We start from the raw sequence: 17,948 nt of genomic DNA, 5'->3' as shown, positions 1-17,948 counted from the left end.
ACATTCACAACCAACATTATTACCATCAAATATGCCTAAAGGCTTAGCAAGATAATAATATTTATCTAACTATATTTTGACTTTTTTTATTAGAAAGATTAGGCGTAGCTGTAGGTAAATCAATTTTGATATTGACTAACGAATATTAGAATTCCCTATGACGAATATTAAAATTACCTATTTTTGAGTAAAAAATATTGTCTAGTGTATTATATTATTATCCTCCAATTTTATAGTTAATTTTTTTTCTTTTGCTGTAGCGATTCTATAACTTTCAGTATTCAGTTCAAGAATTGAAGAATGGTGAACCAATCTGTCAATGGCTGCTGATGTAGTCATTTCGTCTTTAAAAATGGAATTCCATTTTGCAAAAACTAAATTGCTAGTAATTAATACACTACGCATCTCATAACGTTCAGCTAATAAGGTAAATAAAACATCAGTTTCCTCACGATTATATGGTACATATGATATATCATCAATTATCAATATTTCAAAATAATCGAATTTTTTAATAATTTGCTTAAGTTTTAAACTAAGCTTTGCTTCTAGTAATTGTTGAACCAAATTAGCTGCTGTTGTATATAATACACGCCTACCGGCAAGACACCACTCACGTGCTAAACCTATACTAAGATGACTTTTGCCAGTACCAGGATTACCAAAAATAAGTATATTTTCATAGCGATCCATAAATTCTCCTTGTGCAAGATATTGGATCTTAGTTGACGATAATCCTGGGATACGCTTAATATCAAAGTTGCTTAATAACTTATCTCGAGAGAGTTTTGCTTGCTTTAGCAATCTGGCGATACGTTGCTGATGTCTATGTTCTAACTCACGTATGGCTAACTCTTGTAGATAATCTATATATGTTTTCTTTTCTTGCTCAAAGCTTTCTGCAACTGATTTATAGCATGATGCAAAAGTAGGTAAACAAAGGTTCTTGAGTAAATTATTTAGCGGTTGCGGAGTTATTATCTTTTTACTCATGCGACCTCCATTGTTTTAAAGCAATGTAATTGATCATATTCGGACAGTACTGGTTGATTAATTTTTACTGAACAAACAGTTTTAGTCTGACTATTTAGTAAATCTGTAATATGATCAATTATTGGTTCAATCTTCTCTTCTACTAGCATTTCTAATGCAGCAACTACATTCAATTCTCCATACATTTTTGCTAATTGTAATATTTTAAGATATATTTTATGCCCCTTATATGGATATATAGATATCAGCTGGTCATATACCTGACGAAATATAGCACGTGGAAATAAAGCTTCATAATATTGATATTGGGCAAATGCTCCAGGTTTACGTACTAAACTATCAATGATATGTCTATAATCAATAACATAGCCATTGCTGATTCTAAACATTTTTTGTAAACATTTGTTACCATAGTAAAGCTCTATTTCTTCAGAATAAATATAAGCTTTTAAAGTATAACCTATTAAGCGACTAGGCACAGAATAAGCTACAGATAAAATACTAACTGTACTGCTTGGGTTAACACGTACTGATAATATTGTAGGTGCATTCCATTTCCTGATTGGTAACTCTTTTAAATAAACTAATTCTTCAGCTAATTTTTCTTTTCTACAGCTATTGCGCTTTTCTTTAATTTGTGTAAGGAATAATTCATAAGCTTTTAAATCAACAAAATTACGTGATCCACGTAATAGCAAATGTTGATTCACTGCTTGCTTAAATGTATCATGACTTTTTTCAACAGAACCATTTTCATGACTGACACCGGGATTATTTCGCGATGGTGCAACATCGTAATAACCAAGCAATTCTTGCCATTTTTCTGTAAATTGTCTACTATTACCACATTGCTTGGTAGCTGCACTTAAATTATCTGTACGATGCTCTGGTAAAACTCCACCTAACTCCCATACAGCTTTTTCAAACCCTGATGCTAATGTATCAAAACTTTCACTATGGCATATGCTGAAAGTTTCCCAACATGAATAAGGCAATATAAAATGAAATAGTAAATGAGAATATGGTTTCCCATCAATACAAATACCTAATTGATTCATATTGGTCCAATCAGACTGGCTTTGTTTGCCAGGAAGAATATTTTGTAAAAAGATGACTGGCTTATCCTTACCATGTTCAGCTCTCCATTGTTTCAACCTTTTCTGCAAACAGCGTAATTGCTTTCCATTATAATTTCCATGATACTTTTCTGTCAAATATGCTAATATGGTAGTTGCTTGCAACTCCGGTGCTGATCCTAGCATTGATTCTATTTCATCCCAGTGCTTAACAAATGGATCCTTACGTGTCCTATATTTACGTACTGTTCGTAATTCGCTTGGATACTTATTAACACCTAAATATTTACGTGCTGTTTTTACACTCATACCTGCTTTTGCAGCAGAAATTATCTGATTATATTTTTTGATCTTTTGCATTAAAATACCTACTTGTTTATTTGTACATGTCATCAGTAATTCTCGAATAATAAATAAATCTTAAAAAGAAATTTTTATTCGATATTACTGTCCATAGTTACTTCTTTTTTATAGGTAATTTTAATGTTCGTTGAGGGTATTTCTAATATTCGTTAGTCATGATATTTTAAGATTTAGACTTTAAAGCAAGCCGTTTTGAGTCTTCAAATACTGTTTGATCAAATCTGTGCGGATTAATTTTTCTAAGCTCTACTAAAGCAGCTTTATTATTATGTATTTCATTGAGGTTTACGTTTCGAAGTTTAGAGTTGTCTGATATTTTTTTTGTATTTTCATCTACAAAATGCTTTAAACCCGTAACAAATTCATTATTTTTTAAACCTTTTGAAAGAGTAGTAATTTTATTATCTATATGCTTGTTATTTGCCTTAATATGAGTATCTAAAACATTTTCTAATTTTTCTCCCAAATAATCTTTTCCTGAAAAAACTGCTTGTATTTTTTCTAAAAAAGAAGTACCTTTATTACTAACTGCCTGTAACTCATTGATTATTGTGTTATTATATTTAGTTGTATAATCTGTATCTAGTTTAGATAATAATGTTTCTGTAATCTGCTTATTTTTTGCAACATCTAAGTTACTAATCCCTTTTTGTACTGCTTCAAATGACTTAATAGCCTGGTTAGTTTCATAAGTAAAATTCAGTATATTTTCATCAGTCAACTTTTTCTCATCTAGAACACATACACCTTTAACATTAGCTCCATCTTTACCAAAAAAATCGCTGGCATTTCTAGTAATTTGCTGCACTAATGGATCTAATAACTTTTCATTTTTTAGTAAAGCCGAAACTGTATCTTGCGATATTTCTACATACTTATTTATTTTATTTATAAGAGCGTCTTTTTCATCTTTGAATATTGGCTGATTTTCTTTAGCAAAATTAGCATACATAAATATACGGTTTTTTACACGTTCATTTACAAGATTATCTACATTTTTTTGACTTGATAATTCTGCTTCTAACTGTTTAGGAAGCTTTTCCATTTCTTCCTTAATTTCTTTAAAAGCTTGAGGATTATAACCTTCTTTCTCCCATTTTGTTATTTGCTTGTTGTTATTTTTTATAGTTGCAATAATACTTTTAACATCATTTTTCACATTAGGCTTAGAAGATATATTTTTAGGGTCATCAGGGTCAGAATATATTAGATTTTCAATTGTTTTTTTTACATCAGGATCATTTACATTAATTTCTTTCTTTTTAAATCCCTCGTTAATTAACGCTTGTACTAAATAGTTTTTTGTTTCTTTTAGGTCGTTTCTTAATAATTGTATTAAATCATTTTCTTTATCTTTACTTCTAATCTCATATTGTGCTTCCTGTAACTTTATAGCCATATGTTACCTATTATTAAAACATTTGATATATTAAATATTAAAATTTCATAATTTGCAACTTTTTTATCTTTTGATAGAAATATTTAAAAAATTAACAGTGTAAAATAACTAGGATAGATTCTATGAAAATCTCTAATATATATCCAATTTTAAGATACTTTTAGAAATCTTCATAGTTTGGAAAGAAAGCTAATTAAAAACCAGGTCCTCGTGTTCTTACTTTTTGATTTTCTTGGTGAATATCTGGCTTGTCTTTTGAAGATGTTTGAGATTGTTTGGCAAATAATAATTTATCAAATATTTCAGGATTTGCTTTTCTTATTTCAACTAAATTAAGATTAGGATTATTAACTTCTTTCGGCTCAATAGTTTTATTCATTAATTTTGTTAAGCCGGCAGCAATTTGTTCGTTTGTTAAAGCATTTGAAAAGATTTTATTATCAATTTCCTTTTTTACATATTCATCACTTAACGCTGTATATTTACTTACTGATTGTTCTAATCTTTCCCCTAAATAATCTTTACCTGTAAAAATTGATTTAAACTTTTCCCATAAAGAAGTGCCTCTGTCATTAATTTCTTTTAACTCTGATACTATTCTAGAATTGTTGTCAGTTAAATAAGCAGAATCTAAATTCTTTAAAATTGTTCCTGTTTTTTCAATAAGTTTTTCATTTGTACTTTCATATAAAGGGGAAAAGGGTTTTATTACAGGCTCTAATATTTTACTTTCTCGAGTGTTTTTATCTAACCTTTCTGTCAATTGATTTACTGAATCTTCTGCTGCTTTAGAAATTTCTGTTCTATCCATTTCCGATTCTGTGTATGTTTTTTTATTTTTTTTCCCACTGAGAATAAATTCCTTACATTGTTGCAATTTTTGCTGCGATAAAGAATTAGGTAATTTTTTTATAACTGCTTCTAGTAATTTTTCAGTATATATCTCTGTAGGAATCTTATTATTACTCACTTCAACTAATGATTCATTAATTGCATTTGCTAAGGTATTTATATCTTGATTATCAAATTCATTTAGTACAGGTTTCATTGATTCTAAATCTAAACTTACCCTAAATCCTTTTAAGTTACCTTCAATTTTTGCAGCATAAAGTTTAATCTTATCTCTATTTTGCTTTGTAGTTATTGCAGCATTTTGTTTTGCATTTTCATTTATGCTATCAACAAAATCTTGAATTTTCTCTTCTTTAAGATAGGATCTTATAAGATCATAACCTAAATCTAACGCTCCACCAAAATTTTGTACATATTGAAGCGGTTGATCAAAAAAAAAAAGATCTTTAGGTACTAATGACTGATATTGATCAAACTTTCTAATTACTCCTGTAATATCGTTAATTTTATTATTTACTATATTTCTATTTGATGATTGCTGGTTCTTATTATCAATTTTTAAATTTTTTTCTTCTTCAATCTCATTAATTTTTTCATCAGCTACATCTTTCTTTGATAATTGCTGAGCTTGATCATCAATATTTAAATCCTTTTCTTGAATATCCATTATGTCTTTCAGTTGCTGAGCTCTGTCATCAACTTTTAAATTATCTGTCATATTATTCCTTTTTTAAGTTATTTTAAATAATAATAAATATTAAAAAAAATGCCAAATTAATTTTAAATTCTAGAAAAAAAATTAGTTAAAATTTATAAAAAGAATCATATTTTTTCATAGAAGATATGCGGATAATAATTTCCTCTGGGATTTCAGCTAAGAACCTTGATGGGTATGATCTGACTATTTCGTAGAATATTTTGCGGCTTTCAGCATGGGTAATGTAAAGCTCTTTTTTAGCTCTAGTAATACCGACATAAGCAATGCGACGTTCTTCTTCCAAACCTTTTTCACCCTCTTCATCTAAAGATCTTTGAGACGGAAACACCCCCTCTTCCCAACCTGGCAAGAATACTACGTCAAACTCAAGACCTTTAGCACCGTGTAGTGTCATTATTGTTACAGAACCACCATAATTGGTTTCTAAAACTTCATTCTCCATAACTAGGCTTGCATGCTCGATAAAATCGTGAATATCGTTGAACTCAGCAATAGCTCTTAGCATCTCGTTGATATTCTCGATTCTGCCTAAAGCTTCTTCAGTTTTCTCTTCCTGAAGCATTTCTAAATATCCGGAATCATCGAGTATTGCTTTAACAACATTAATTGGAGCATCAAAGCTAAATCTTTCGTGCCAATTACTGATTTTAGTAACTAAATCTTTCAAAGTTTCATAGGATTTTGTTTTTATCTCACCATCCTCTAGCATTTCTTTAATAGCAGCAAAATTAGAGATATTTTTTTCTATAGCATATACTTTAATTTTATTTAACGTCACTGCCCCTATTGCTCTTTTCGGTACGTTAATAATACGCTCTAATGCTAAATTATCATTTTGGTTTAAAGCAATACGAACATAAGCAAGCACGTCTCTTATTTCCATACGTTCATAGAATCTAAGACCTCCGATAATCTTATAAGGCATAGCACTATTTATAAAGGCTTCTTCAAAACTTCTAGTTTGAAATCCTGCTCGCACTAATATAGCAATATTTCCTGCACTATATCTTCCCTCTCGCACTAACCTAGCTATTTCGGAGGCAATATATCTTGCTTCTTCTTTATCGTTCCAACAAGATATAATTTTGATCTTTTCGCCGCTTTCCTTATCAGTCCATAAGGTTTTGCCATGACGATTTTTATTGTTATTGATAACATTTGAAGCAGCCGCAAGAATTGGAAGAGTTGATCTATAATTCTGCTCTAACTTAATAATTGTGGCGTTTAAAAAATCCTTTTCAAAACGTAATATATTGCCTACTTCCGCACCACGCCAACCATAAATGGACTGATCATCATCACCAACACAGCAGATATTTTTACTTAAGCTTGCAAGCATTCTTGCCCACAAATATTGCACGACATTAGTATCTTGATACTCATCAATTAAAATATAACGATATTTTTCTTGGTAATATTTTAATATCTCAGGATTTTTAATGAAAAGTTCATTGTTATAAAGCAGCAAATCCCCAAAATCTACTACGTTGGAGATAAGTAAATTTTGCTGATATTCCTCATAAACAAGTTTTGCTACACGTTGCAGCGGTAAATTAGTATCAGAACTTGATAGCTTATTTGGCAATAAACCTTGATCTTTCCAACGTGAGATTACGATATGTATTAATTTAGGAGCATATTTTTTAGTATCAATATTTTTGAGCTTTACTATATCCTTAATCAATCTTAGTTGATCATCTTGATTAATAATAGTGAATCTACTATTCAAACCGAGATTTAAATGCTCTATTTGATCACGCAATATCCTTGCTGCCATTGAGTGGAAAGTACCAATGTTAAGACCGTAAGAGCTAACCAAATTATGGACTCTTTCCTGCATCTCTTTTGCTGCTTTATTCGTGAAAGTAACAGCTAAAATATTCTGCGGGGATGCTAAATTTTGATGAATAATATTCGCAATTCTTGAGGTTAGCACTTTCGTCTTACCTGTTCCTGCCCCTGCAAGCAAAAGAAGCGGTCCTTCGGTATGAAGAACTGCTTTTTGTTGCTGCTCGTTTAATGAATGTAGGAAATCATGATTTGGCATATAATATATTGTTTAATATGTGTGATACCATGGCTTGATCAATATTGTTGCACGACTCTAATTGTCATTCCCGCGTAGGCGGGAATGACATAGAACGCTTTTTTTTAGCCATGCAACAACATCACTACGGGGTGACACTAAGTCCTTAAATAATATCTTCATTTCTGCTTTTATCAATAAAAATTTATCTAATTCTTTTAAGGTTTTTTAGAATATAAGAAAGGGTAATGATAGGATTACAAATTATTATTTTTAATAATTTAAGATAAGAATTTAAATTTTTATCCTCAATAAACCAGCTATATAAATCATCTATGGGCTTAATCTCATCAGGAATAACATATTTATTCTTAAATAATTCTTTTAAAACTCTTTTAGCTTTTTGGGCTTCTGCTTTACGTTCAGTTGTTAGGCTCTGATTATGCACCATATAAAAATATAACGACTCTGGTACATGAGCAAATTTCGTAACAAGCCCAAACCGAAGCCAATATTCATAATCACCAACTAAATGCATGTTTTCATTATATCCGCCTACTTTCTTTGCTACATCTGCTCTGTATAAAAAGCATGCTCCAACACAATCACGAATAGGCAAAAATTCCGGAGATTCTTGATAGAGCCTTGCACCTATTTTGCCCTGCTCATCAATTAGAGTATAATCGGTATAAACAAGACCTATATCCGGTGAATTATCTAAAACATCATTCATTTTTTCTAAAGCATTTTCATGCAAAAAATTATCATCGGAAGTCCAAGTAAAATATTGTCCCCTAGCCTCTTTGAAAGCAATATTAAGACTAGCTGGCAATCTTCTATTAGGCTCATTTCTTATTACTTTGATACGCTGATCCTGCTTTGCATATTCTTTTGCTATTTCAAAACTTTTATCTTTAGAGCAGTCATCGATTATAATAAGTTCAAAATCTTTAAATATTTGATTAAGGCAGCTTTCAATAGCTTTCGGTAATAATTTTTCCCTATTATAAACTGGTAAAACTATTGATATTTTTGGAGAATTTAGATTCATATATTTTGATTTTTTATTATTATACCTTAAATAAATAATATGTATACTTCGACTCAACTTCAAAAAGAGTAAGAAGTCTGAAACTTTCGGAACGGAGCGTAACACTTAGTACGTGAGTACCGCAGATTTTATAAGACGACGTAACCAATTTTTGAAGTTTTACTTACATATACCAAGGAGCAAGAGATAAATCTACTCTAATCCCACCCACAGTAATATCTTCTTCCTTATTAGCCAAATACTTCTCTTCTCTAATTAAGGCGATAGCTTTATTTTGATAGCTGGAACATAATATACCAATTTTGTTCTTGGTCGTAGTTATTTCCTCATTTTTAACTAAAGATGATAGTTCTTTCTCAGTTATAATTTTATATATCTTTCTTCTTATAACACCTTGATATTTAGTTCTTGATATAACTTCTTGACCTACATAACAACCTTTATCATAACTAATAGCGTTCAATTCTTCAGCACCATAGATAACCGGAATTGACTCACCTGAAGCCAAATCATCTACTCCGTCTACTATGGCAAAATTATATTTATCATCTAAATATAATTTTTCACTTAGATTCCCGCCTATGTAGGAATCATATGAGTGGCTTAGTATTATTGAGCGAAACCCAAGTAAATGGTATCGAGGATCACGAGCTGTGACTAATGAATCCATATTTAATTCTTGATGAGAATAAGCAATTTTATACTCATCTTTACAATCTATTATTTCTATTTTAGAGCGGAGCTTATAAAAATTTAAGTGATCTATTAAGGCAGTTTTACTTTTCTCATCAATATCGATATAAATTTCTTTAAGGTTATGTATATATACAAAGAAATCAAATAAATATCTACCTTGATTATTAAGTAAATAAGTATAACAGTAATTACTCTTATTGATATCATTAGTTGTAAGGTTTTGTAAGAATTTTACCGAATCCAAACCTACTATTTTAATAATCTTCCTATTGTTTAATATTTCGTACATTAAATTTACTCCCAACAAATAAAAAAATAGATAGACGAAGTTTAATTTGGAAAAGAGTAAGAAGTCTACAAGACGAGGAACGGAGCGTATACTTAATACGTGAGTACCGGAGTACTTGTAAGACGACGTAGCCAATTTTTCAAATTAAACGAGTATATAATATTATTGACTTTCTATGCTTCACACCACTATACTTTAAATTTGTGTAAATTAAACTTAAATAATTATGAGATGTTCATCTTACTGTGTTTCTTCTGAATATAAGATGAGTGATCTAGTTACTAATTTAAAAAAGATAGGGCTTGAACCTCAGCATTTTGATGATGTTTTATACATCCGGAAAGAAATAAATAAAGATTCTGATTATATAGATATATTTTTCTTCCCTTTTGGTTGTGTAACTATTTGGGGTGGTGACGAAATTCAGGAAAAAGTAATTTTAAATGATATTGATTCAGTAACAATAAACAAACTTGCCGAACCTGTATCCGATTATATTTATTTTGAATATAGTGAAGAACACGAAAAAACTTTTATTGACGAAGAAAAAAACAAAATAATTTTAGCTGATAAATCGGTTTTTGTTAAACTGTCTATTTCTCATGCACTTGCTCAATCTGTTAAACTTAGCGTTCTTGAGCAGTCTGTGAGTAATTTGATATCTCAAACCACTCCTATACAACAAGAGCTAGCTAGAACAGGTAGTGTCTCTCTGTCTAAAAAAGAGATATTACAACAAATAGGAATATTATTTAGTGAACGCTATTCAATCAGTTTACATAGTGATATATTCGATACGCCTGAGTTTTTTTGGCGTCGTCCTAGCTATGAGCCTCTATATCTTATGACGGCAGAATTTCAGGACATAGAAATAAGACAAAATATAATGAATCATCGCCTTAATATGATTCATGAGTTACTTGATATTCTTTCAAATGATCTTAATTATAAACATTCTACTAAACTTGAGTGGATTATTATTATATTAATCGGTTTTGAAGTAGTATTATCTTTATCTCATACCAATCTTTTTCTAAAAATTATTGGAGCTTTGTAAATAGCTTCATTTATGCAAATTATTAATAGTCAAAAAATATTAGAAGAGTTTTGTAAGGAATTATCCACCAAAAAATGGTTGAGTATAGATACAGAATTTGAACGTCGTTATACCTATTACTCCAAACTCAGTATAATACAAGTAAAAGCAGAAGATTGCAGTATAATAATTGATGCGATAAATAATCTAGATTTAAACGTCTTTAACAAGCTGCTTATAGATAGTAATATTATTAAAATATTTCACGCACCTCGTGAAGATTTCGAAATTTTTCATAATCTATTTAAAACTCTGCCTTCCAATATTTTTGATGTACAAGTTGCTGCAAATGTTTGTGGTCTTGGTAGTCAACTAAGCTATGATGATCTTTGTTATAAACTCTTTAAAATTAATATTGATAAAACTCATCAAAAATCTAACTGGTTAAAACGCCCTATTACTGAAGATATGCTAAATTATGCATTTTTAGATGTTGAATATTTGGACAAAATATATAAACAACTAAATAAGATAATTTTGGATAATAATTTAACGAATCAATATCAGTACATGCTCCAGTTTTTATTTAATATTAAAAACTATGAGATAAAGCCCGAGGATGCTTGGAAAAAAGTAAAATTTAGAATTGAAATTAAAGATTTTAATACTAAAATACAAATGCTTGCAGCTTATCGTGAAGAAAAAGCCCAAACTATAAATATCCCACGAAAACATTTTATTTCAGATGAAGATTTAATGAAGCTATGTAAATATCTACCTTTAACTGAACAAGATTTTAAAAATTTAAGCCTAAAAAGTAGACATTTACAAAAACCAAGATATAAAGAAGAAATAATACAATTATGCAATAGTTATATGCATAAGAATAGTTAAAAGACTCGTCATTGCGAGAAAGCTTTTGTAATTCTCCTCGCAAGAACAGGCTATTAAAATTTTCTTTTACTGTTGAGGATAAGGGTTATCATTTGCTACTTTAGCAGTAACAGTTTTTACACTATTATCATCAAAGAAAAAAGTTATATCAACTGTATCACCTACGTTTAGATCTTTTCTTATATCATAAAGCATTATATGCATACCTCCAGGTACAAAACCAACTTTAAGGTTACCAGAAATTAAAAACGGATAATCTACTTTCGCCATTTGGCTAACACCATTACTGTCAGTAACTGTTTGGTGCATCTCTATTCTACCTATTTGATCTGAAGATATATTAACTATATTATAGCTAGCCGGTCTAGTATTTGCTAATGTAAAATACATAGCAGAATTGCTTAGTGCATTATCGACATTTGTAGTAGGTCTTACCCAAGGTTGTGCAAATTGTACAGCTCCTGCTGCATTTAACTTAGATAAAGTAGTAGATAAATCTGTAGGATTAGTATTTTGGGTTGGCTGAGTATTAGGGCTAGCATAGCTTGTTATACTAGCAAAAGCTATGAAACCAGCCAATAAAGTTTTTATCATAATTAATACCTTTTAATAGTTTTATAAAATACTAGCATAAATTTTCTATAAATCTAGTTTTTTAAGGTTATACTTGTTTTATTTGAAAAATAGCGACAAAGTTTTTCATTTATAATGCTTACGTGTTTCTTCAGAAAATCTTTCAATTGCATAACGCAGCATGGTTCTAGGCATTTGTGATATATGTCGATTTAAAAACTCTATTAATTGCTTTTCGTCCCTTTTTCCTGCTTCACGTAGCATCCACCCTACCGCTTTATGAATTAAATCATGTTTATCATTTAACAATAATTGGGCTATTTTAAAAGTTAAATCGAGTTCATTTTTGCGAATAAAATACCAAGTTGCAACCATTGCTATTCTTCTTTCCCAAAGATTTTTAGATCTTGCTAATTTATAAAGATATTCCTTATCTTTATCCCATAAATAAGCTCCGATAATATGATGAGCTGAAGCATCAACCAAGTTCCAATTATTGACATATTTTATATTGTCTATATAAAATTGATAAAAAATTTTCTTATCGTTATCAGAAGCTTTTTGATATTGATTGATAAGGATAACCGAAGCTAAAAACCTCTCTTCATTAAATCTTGATTTAATAATCCCGCCTAAATCATCTTTACTTAAATTATAATAAATTTTAGCTATTTTACGTAAAGTCGGTACAGTCACCCCTATAAATTTATCATACTCACCATACTGCCCCTCTTTAGTTTTAAAAAAGGCTGTTAAGCGTTCTGTAGGAATGGTTGCAGAAATGATACTCCTCGCAGCAGAGCTACGAGGTATCTATCCAAAAAGTTTTAACTGTTTTTGTTGAAATGCTTTATAAGAAGGTTTGCCTGAACCTTGATTTTTTACATAATTACGTAATTTCCGCTCATCACCATGTTTACATACTGTGCTCATAAAATATCCTTTACTCCAAAACTCACTTCCCCATAATTTTTCTTTAAGATTTGGATATTTCTTAAACATTTCCTTAGATGTAATACTTTTTATGATTTGAGTTATTTTTGTTGGGCTATACATTGGTATTGACTGTAGTAAAAAATGTACATGATCTTTATCTACTCCTATTTCCAAAAATCTAATTTCATAACGAGCCTCTATGTCCTCACAAATTTTACATAAATAATCGTCTAGTTCCTCATTGAATATTACTCTTCTATACTTTGCCGGTGTTACTAAATGATATATTAGTACTGTGACATTATGACTTTTATGTATATAACTGCTTTCTTCCATGCATCTAGTATATCACGAAGCAGAGCTTCGGGGAATTAAACCCTAAGAGATTAATTAGAATATCTCTAATTTGTTGTAAATTTTCTTTCATGTTCAATAAGCCATTTTTTACGATGTAGTCCTGAAGCATATCCACCAAGCTCGCCATTATTATTAATGATACGGTGACACGGAATAATTATGGCAAATCTATTTGCTCCATTAGCATTTGCAACAGCTCTATAGGCAGTTTCTTTGCCTACTGCTTTAGCTTGAGTAAAGTAACTTCTTGTTTCACCATAGGGTACGTTCATTAACTTTTCCCATACTAACTTTTGAAACTCACTTCCTACAAGACACAACGTAGTATTAAATTTGTGCAAAGTACCATCAAAATATAATTTAAGTTCTTTTTCAACTGATAAAATAGGTTTAGTACTACCTGAAGCAATATCTGACTTTGCTGCTACTTTAAGCTTTTTAATTTTACGTTCTAAACCTTTACTTTCAGCAAAATCAAGCAAATAAAGCTTTTCTTCATCACTAATAGCAAGCATTGAACCAAGAGGAGTATCAATAAAAGTGGATTTTAAACTCATTTTTTTACCTAAAATTTTTTTAGTATTATATATTGATTTTTTTATTTAACAATTTTATTTTTTTAAACCAATAATTTCAAGTAATTAAAACAGATAGAACAGAATTTAGTGAGTAAAGTAGGGAGATAAGTATTTAAGCTAAGTGACGTCATTGTGAAGAAAAGCCGATATTGTTTTTCTGGATTCCTGCTTTTAGCTAAGAATGACATTAAGGGTATTTTTCGATCCACGCAAGAATAACATTATGCCACAATAACAGCGACAATCACCCCTCTACAATGCTTGCAAGTCTAGTGAATAAAGCTTCAATCATGTCCCAGCCTTTTTTTTGAATATTAAGCAGTAAAAGATCATTAACATTTAACTGTTTCAATAAATCTACTCCCATTTGTTCATGCTCAGGGTCAAGATGCATGTGGATTTTAAAGTGCTTTTCTGCTTTTTTACAGCTTAAAAATACCGAGCCTAACTTCTCATAAAATATAGTAGCACACGATTCTATTATCATATGCACAAGCACTGCCCGCTCACTATCCCCAAGTATCATCATTTTCAAAGTAAACCAAGAACCAAGTGCCTCAAAGATAGGGTCTTCCACTTCTGTATTATTTTTTCTATCTTTTGTAAGTTCTATATTATGACCGAATTCATCAAGTAAATGTTCCCAAGCAAGTTTTGTAAATTCTTTATGTTCTGAAAATACTAATCTTGCAAGTACCATTTTTTGGAATTCGTTTGACCAGATTTGGAAGTAATCAAAAAATTTATTTTTTTGTGCGTCACTTTCTAATTTAATTTTAAATAACTTATTTTGTTTAAATCTTTCTTTATATTTTTCATTATCTAAGATTAAACGATCTATTACATTCATCGTTATTAATATTAATTAGTTGCTCAAATATACTAATATCAATAAAAAATAAATACCACCAAAATTGTTGATTTTTATCTACCAATTTTTAAAACCATATGTGTAACTATAGACAAATATAAATTGCAAAATAATAATTTGTGCAAAATATATATATATGACATTTCTGCTAACCCATTTTAAATTTATAAATAGTCTTTTTGAATAGTTGCCTATGATCATTAATATATATGTAACTGTTAATAAGATAATATCTAATATTAAATCAAAATTTGAGAAATTAAGATCGCTAAAAGAAGTAGTAAGCACGAATAGAACTGAATTTACCAAAGTAATGAGAATTGTTACAAAACAACAAAGTTTTAGGTTTTTGGGTTCATGTCTTGCAATAAATCCAAGTATCATAATTGCAATTACAACCGTACCATAATCAATGATAGCCCAGCTTATATACCATAATATTACCATTATAATAACATGACAGTAACCGCTATAGAAAAAACGAGTTAATGACTTATGAAAATAATAAATATAGCACTGCCCCAAATAAATAGAGATTAAAATATTTGTAGTGATAAACTGCTTGAATAATATTGTAGTGTAAATTTGTAGTAAAACACCCCATATTAATATTCGTAGTTTTGGCTTATCATGAAAATTATAGCCAGCAAAAAAATAAAAAACCGGCATAGCAGTACGACCGATTATTCGTAAAACAATAAGATCAGGATATAGATACAAACCTATATGATCGATGATCATGGCTATGATTGCTAAGGTCTTTAGCAAATCTTGATAATTAGATTTATTTTTACTACTTTCTAACATGCTTAACTACTTTTAATAAATAAGCTACACCAAAAAAGACTATAATGCCAATTGAAATAGTACCTCCTAATGCACAAATTCTAATTAGTAAATATTTTGAATAAAAATATTCCACACAATAGTGTTTTATTGATCCAATCATAATAGACATAATTAGGCAACATACTAAAACTTTACCACAAAAAGATTTTATATCTTGCTCTATATGTAGCATATTCTGCTTTTTAGTATAGCTGTATAATAAACCTAAATTATACCAAGCTGCAATAGAAGTACCAACCGCAATACCGATATGTTTTAAAGAATCCATTAATAATAAATTCATACTTGTATTAATTATTATTGAAAATAGAGTTATTTTCAAAGGTGTTTTAGTATCACTATTAGCATAAAAAATGGGGGTTAGAATTTTTGCCAAAATAAAAGCAGGCAGCCCTAAAGCAAAAGCAGAAATAGCCTCAGCCGTATTTGTAGTGTCAAAAGAAGTAAAAACGCCTCTTTCGTAAATCACGTTAATGATAGGATGCGATAAAATTATAATTCCAAAAGTTGCAGGAAGCGACAAAAATAGCCCCATTCTAATTGCATTATTCTGTACTTTCGTTGCAGCTACTATATCATTTGATTTATATATTTTTGATAATTCAGGTAATAAAATAGTTGAAAAGCTAGTGCCTATTATTGATAGAGGAAATTGATATATTCGGTCAGCATATGATAATATGGATATAGCTCCCTCAATAAAGCTAGCAATAGATTGAGAGATAAAAAGGTTTAATTGCTGTACGCCTGAGCTAATGGTCGCCGGTCCCATATTAATTAAAAGCTTTTTTACATCCGGATCATTTGGCTTAAAAATAAATGGAAAACTTAAATCCGCTCTTTTAACGCAAACAAACATAAAAGAGACTTGTAATATTCCGGCAATTATTAAAGATAAGCTAATTGAAATGGTAGACTCTGTATAATTATCTAACATTAAAGTACATAGTATTACACATACGCTTAAGATAACAGGTGAAAAAGCAAAAGCAGCAAAGCGTTTTACTGAGTTTAAAATTCCACCTAATAAAGCTGTGAGTGATACAAATATTAAGTAAGGTATAGTGATTCGGCATAGAAATACTGTGAGCTCAAACTTCTCTTTTTTACCGTGAAAACCAGGAGCTATAAATAGCATTAATTGCGGCATAAATATTTGCATCAATACTATTATAACTATTAATGAGAGTAGTAAAAGTGTAAAGACCTCACCAGAAAATCTGCCAGCTGCTTTCTTAGAAATCAGCATTTTTTCGTTATAAATAGGGATAAAGACGTTCGATAATGCTCCCTCGGCAAAAATTCTTCTAAATAGATTTGGTAGTTTAAAAGCAACATTAATACTATCGCCCATAGTTGTGGAGCCGAATAATGATGCAATAAATTGTTCACGCACAAGCCCAAATATGCGAGAAATTAATGTGAAAAATGCTACTACAATCCCTGATCTGAATAATGTCACTGGTTTATAATTTTATTGTTTTCATAAGCACGTCATTGCGAGGATATGTATTTTTGGTGGATTAGTGTCATTCCGTTGATCGCAGTAATCCAGCATAAAGCTAGGTAACCTAAGCTTTTAATTTTAAAAATTTGCTGTATTTATGCTTTTCTTCCTGGATTCCTGCGATCAACGGAATGACATCGGAACCACGCAACAATGCCGCCACGAGATGACACCCATGCACTTGGCAGGAATGACATAAAACTAACCTTTAATCCTATCTATCCCCTCATTAATCAAGCTATCAGCTTTGGCTTTATTTTCCCAGCCGGTAACTTTAACCCATTTACCTTTTTCTAGATCTTTATAATGCTCAAAAAAATGAACTATACGTTTTTTAAGCATCTCACATACATCATATAAGTCTTTGATATGATTAAAGGTAATATCAAGCTTAGAGGTTGGTACTGCAATAATTTTCTCATCAAATCCGGATTCATCTTCCATCATGAGCACTCCAACAGCTCGGCACTTAATTACTGAACCAGGCACTACTGGATGATGCGATACAACAAGCACATCTACCGGATCGCCATCATTAGAAAGAGTATGCGGAATAAAGCCGTAATTACATGGATAACTCATCGTGGTTTGCATGAAACGATCAACAAAAACCGCTCCCGATTCTTTATCGAATTCATACTTAATCGGACCACTATTCATCGGTATTTCAATGATTACATTTATTTCGTCATTATTTGCTTTTGCTTTAATTTTATCTATAAACATTTTTTGTTATAATTGTTTTATATTATTTAATAGCTCATTTGTCATTCCCTCAAAAGCTGGAATCCAGTCAATTATATTGTCATCCCGTGACTTGATCACGGGATCTTGTGCTATAGAATGTGTCCTGAGATACCGCGGTCAAGCTGCAGTATGACAGA

17 protein-coding genes are annotated in these 17,948 nt (G+C 30.3%); 2 read left to right on the top strand and 15 right to left on the bottom strand.

All coding sequences use genetic code 11. The annotated features are described in order from the left end of the window. Positions 1-201: 201 nt before the first annotated feature. From istB to ACICQC_RS04420, 7 genes are all read right to left on the bottom strand, one after another. Positions 202-993, bottom strand: a complete 792-nt coding sequence (istB, locus tag ACICQC_RS04450) for an IS21-like element helper ATPase IstB (protein ID WP_395476338.1) — start codon at positions 991-993, stop codon at positions 202-204. Further along, the gene (istA, locus tag ACICQC_RS04445; RefSeq protein WP_395476339.1) at positions 990-2,462 is read right to left on the bottom strand and encodes an IS21 family transposase; all 1,473 of its coding nucleotides are present in this window, start codon (positions 2,460-2,462) and stop codon (positions 990-992) included. Before istA ends, istB begins: the two co-directional genes overlap by 4 nt. Before the next feature lie 133 nt (positions 2,463-2,595). After that, entirely contained in the window at positions 2,596-3,831 is a 1,236-nt protein-coding gene (locus ACICQC_RS04440; protein WP_395477546.1) for a hypothetical protein, read from the bottom strand. Between the two features lie 193 nt (positions 3,832-4,024). Further along, positions 4,025-5,401 carry a hypothetical protein gene (locus ACICQC_RS04435; RefSeq protein ID WP_395477545.1) on the bottom strand — a complete coding sequence of 459 codons (1,377 nt, stop codon included), beginning with the start codon at positions 5,399-5,401 and terminating at the stop codon, positions 4,025-4,027. A gap of 85 nt (positions 5,402-5,486) precedes the next feature. Further along, positions 5,487-7,448 (bottom strand): DNA helicase PcrA, encoded by a 1,962-nt coding sequence (gene pcrA / locus ACICQC_RS04430; RefSeq protein WP_395477544.1) that lies wholly within the window; start codon positions 7,446-7,448, stop codon positions 5,487-5,489. 184 nt (positions 7,449-7,632) lie between these two features. Continuing rightward, complete coding sequence (locus ACICQC_RS04425; protein WP_395477543.1) at positions 7,633-8,478, bottom strand: glycosyltransferase; 846 nt, start codon at positions 8,476-8,478, stop codon at positions 7,633-7,635. A gap of 163 nt (positions 8,479-8,641) precedes the next feature. Continuing rightward, entirely contained in the window at positions 8,642-9,463 is an 822-nt protein-coding gene (locus ACICQC_RS04420) for a YgfZ/GcvT domain-containing protein (RefSeq protein WP_395477542.1), read from the bottom strand. Between the two features lie 265 nt (positions 9,464-9,728). Between ACICQC_RS04420 and ACICQC_RS04415 the strand changes: the two genes are divergently transcribed. Together ACICQC_RS04415 and ACICQC_RS04410 are read left to right on the top strand one after the other, a co-directional pair. Next, entirely contained in the window at positions 9,729-10,520 is a 792-nt protein-coding gene (locus ACICQC_RS04415; RefSeq protein WP_395477541.1) for an RMD1 family protein, read from the top strand. A 12-nt stretch (positions 10,521-10,532) separates the two neighbouring features. Further along, positions 10,533-11,393, top strand: a complete 861-nt coding sequence (locus tag ACICQC_RS04410; RefSeq protein WP_395477540.1) for a ribonuclease D — start codon at positions 10,533-10,535, stop codon at positions 11,391-11,393. 66 nt (positions 11,394-11,459) lie between these two features. On the opposite strand, the gene ACICQC_RS04405 is transcribed toward ACICQC_RS04410, so the two are convergent. The 8 genes from ACICQC_RS04405 to ppa form a co-directional block, all read right to left on the bottom strand. After that, entirely contained in the window at positions 11,460-11,987 is a 528-nt protein-coding gene (locus ACICQC_RS04405; RefSeq protein ID WP_395477539.1) for a copper chaperone PCu(A)C, read from the bottom strand. Between the two features lie 105 nt (positions 11,988-12,092). Further along, complete coding sequence (locus ACICQC_RS04400) at positions 12,093-12,737, bottom strand: DNA alkylation repair protein (protein WP_395477645.1); 645 nt, start codon at positions 12,735-12,737, stop codon at positions 12,093-12,095. 42 nt (positions 12,738-12,779) lie between these two features. Continuing rightward, on the bottom strand, positions 12,780-13,238 hold the full coding sequence (gene tnpA, locus ACICQC_RS04395; protein WP_395477538.1) for an IS200/IS605 family transposase: 459 nt from the start codon (positions 13,236-13,238) through the stop codon (positions 12,780-12,782). 65 nt (positions 13,239-13,303) lie between these two features. After that, positions 13,304-13,816, bottom strand: coding sequence for a methylated-DNA--[protein]-cysteine S-methyltransferase (locus ACICQC_RS04390; RefSeq protein ID WP_395477537.1), 513 nt, complete (start codon positions 13,814-13,816; stop codon positions 13,304-13,306). A gap of 265 nt (positions 13,817-14,081) precedes the next feature. Further along, the gene (locus ACICQC_RS04385) at positions 14,082-14,687 is read right to left on the bottom strand and encodes a hypothetical protein (RefSeq protein WP_395477536.1); all 606 of its coding nucleotides are present in this window, start codon (positions 14,685-14,687) and stop codon (positions 14,082-14,084) included. Positions 14,688-14,765: 78 nt separating this feature from the next. Then, positions 14,766-15,515: a TraX family protein gene (locus ACICQC_RS04380; protein WP_395477535.1), complete on the bottom strand. Its 750-nt coding sequence runs from the start codon at positions 15,513-15,515 to the stop codon at positions 14,766-14,768. Then, positions 15,502-17,019 carry a murein biosynthesis integral membrane protein MurJ gene (murJ, locus tag ACICQC_RS04375; RefSeq protein WP_395477534.1) on the bottom strand — a complete coding sequence of 506 codons (1,518 nt, stop codon included), beginning with the start codon at positions 17,017-17,019 and terminating at the stop codon, positions 15,502-15,504. The genes ACICQC_RS04380 and murJ overlap by 14 nt, the downstream gene beginning before the upstream one ends. A gap of 246 nt (positions 17,020-17,265) precedes the next feature. Next, the gene (gene ppa, locus ACICQC_RS04370) at positions 17,266-17,790 is read right to left on the bottom strand and encodes an inorganic diphosphatase (protein WP_395477533.1); all 525 of its coding nucleotides are present in this window, start codon (positions 17,788-17,790) and stop codon (positions 17,266-17,268) included. Positions 17,791-17,948: the final 158 nt, after the last annotated feature.

Source organism: Rickettsia endosymbiont of Pantilius tunicatus (assembly GCF_964291875.1).
GTDB lineage: Bacteria > Pseudomonadota > Alphaproteobacteria > Rickettsiales > Rickettsiaceae > Rickettsia.
Note: the sequence above shows the minus strand (reverse complement) of the source record. Positions and strands in the feature narration are given on the sequence as shown.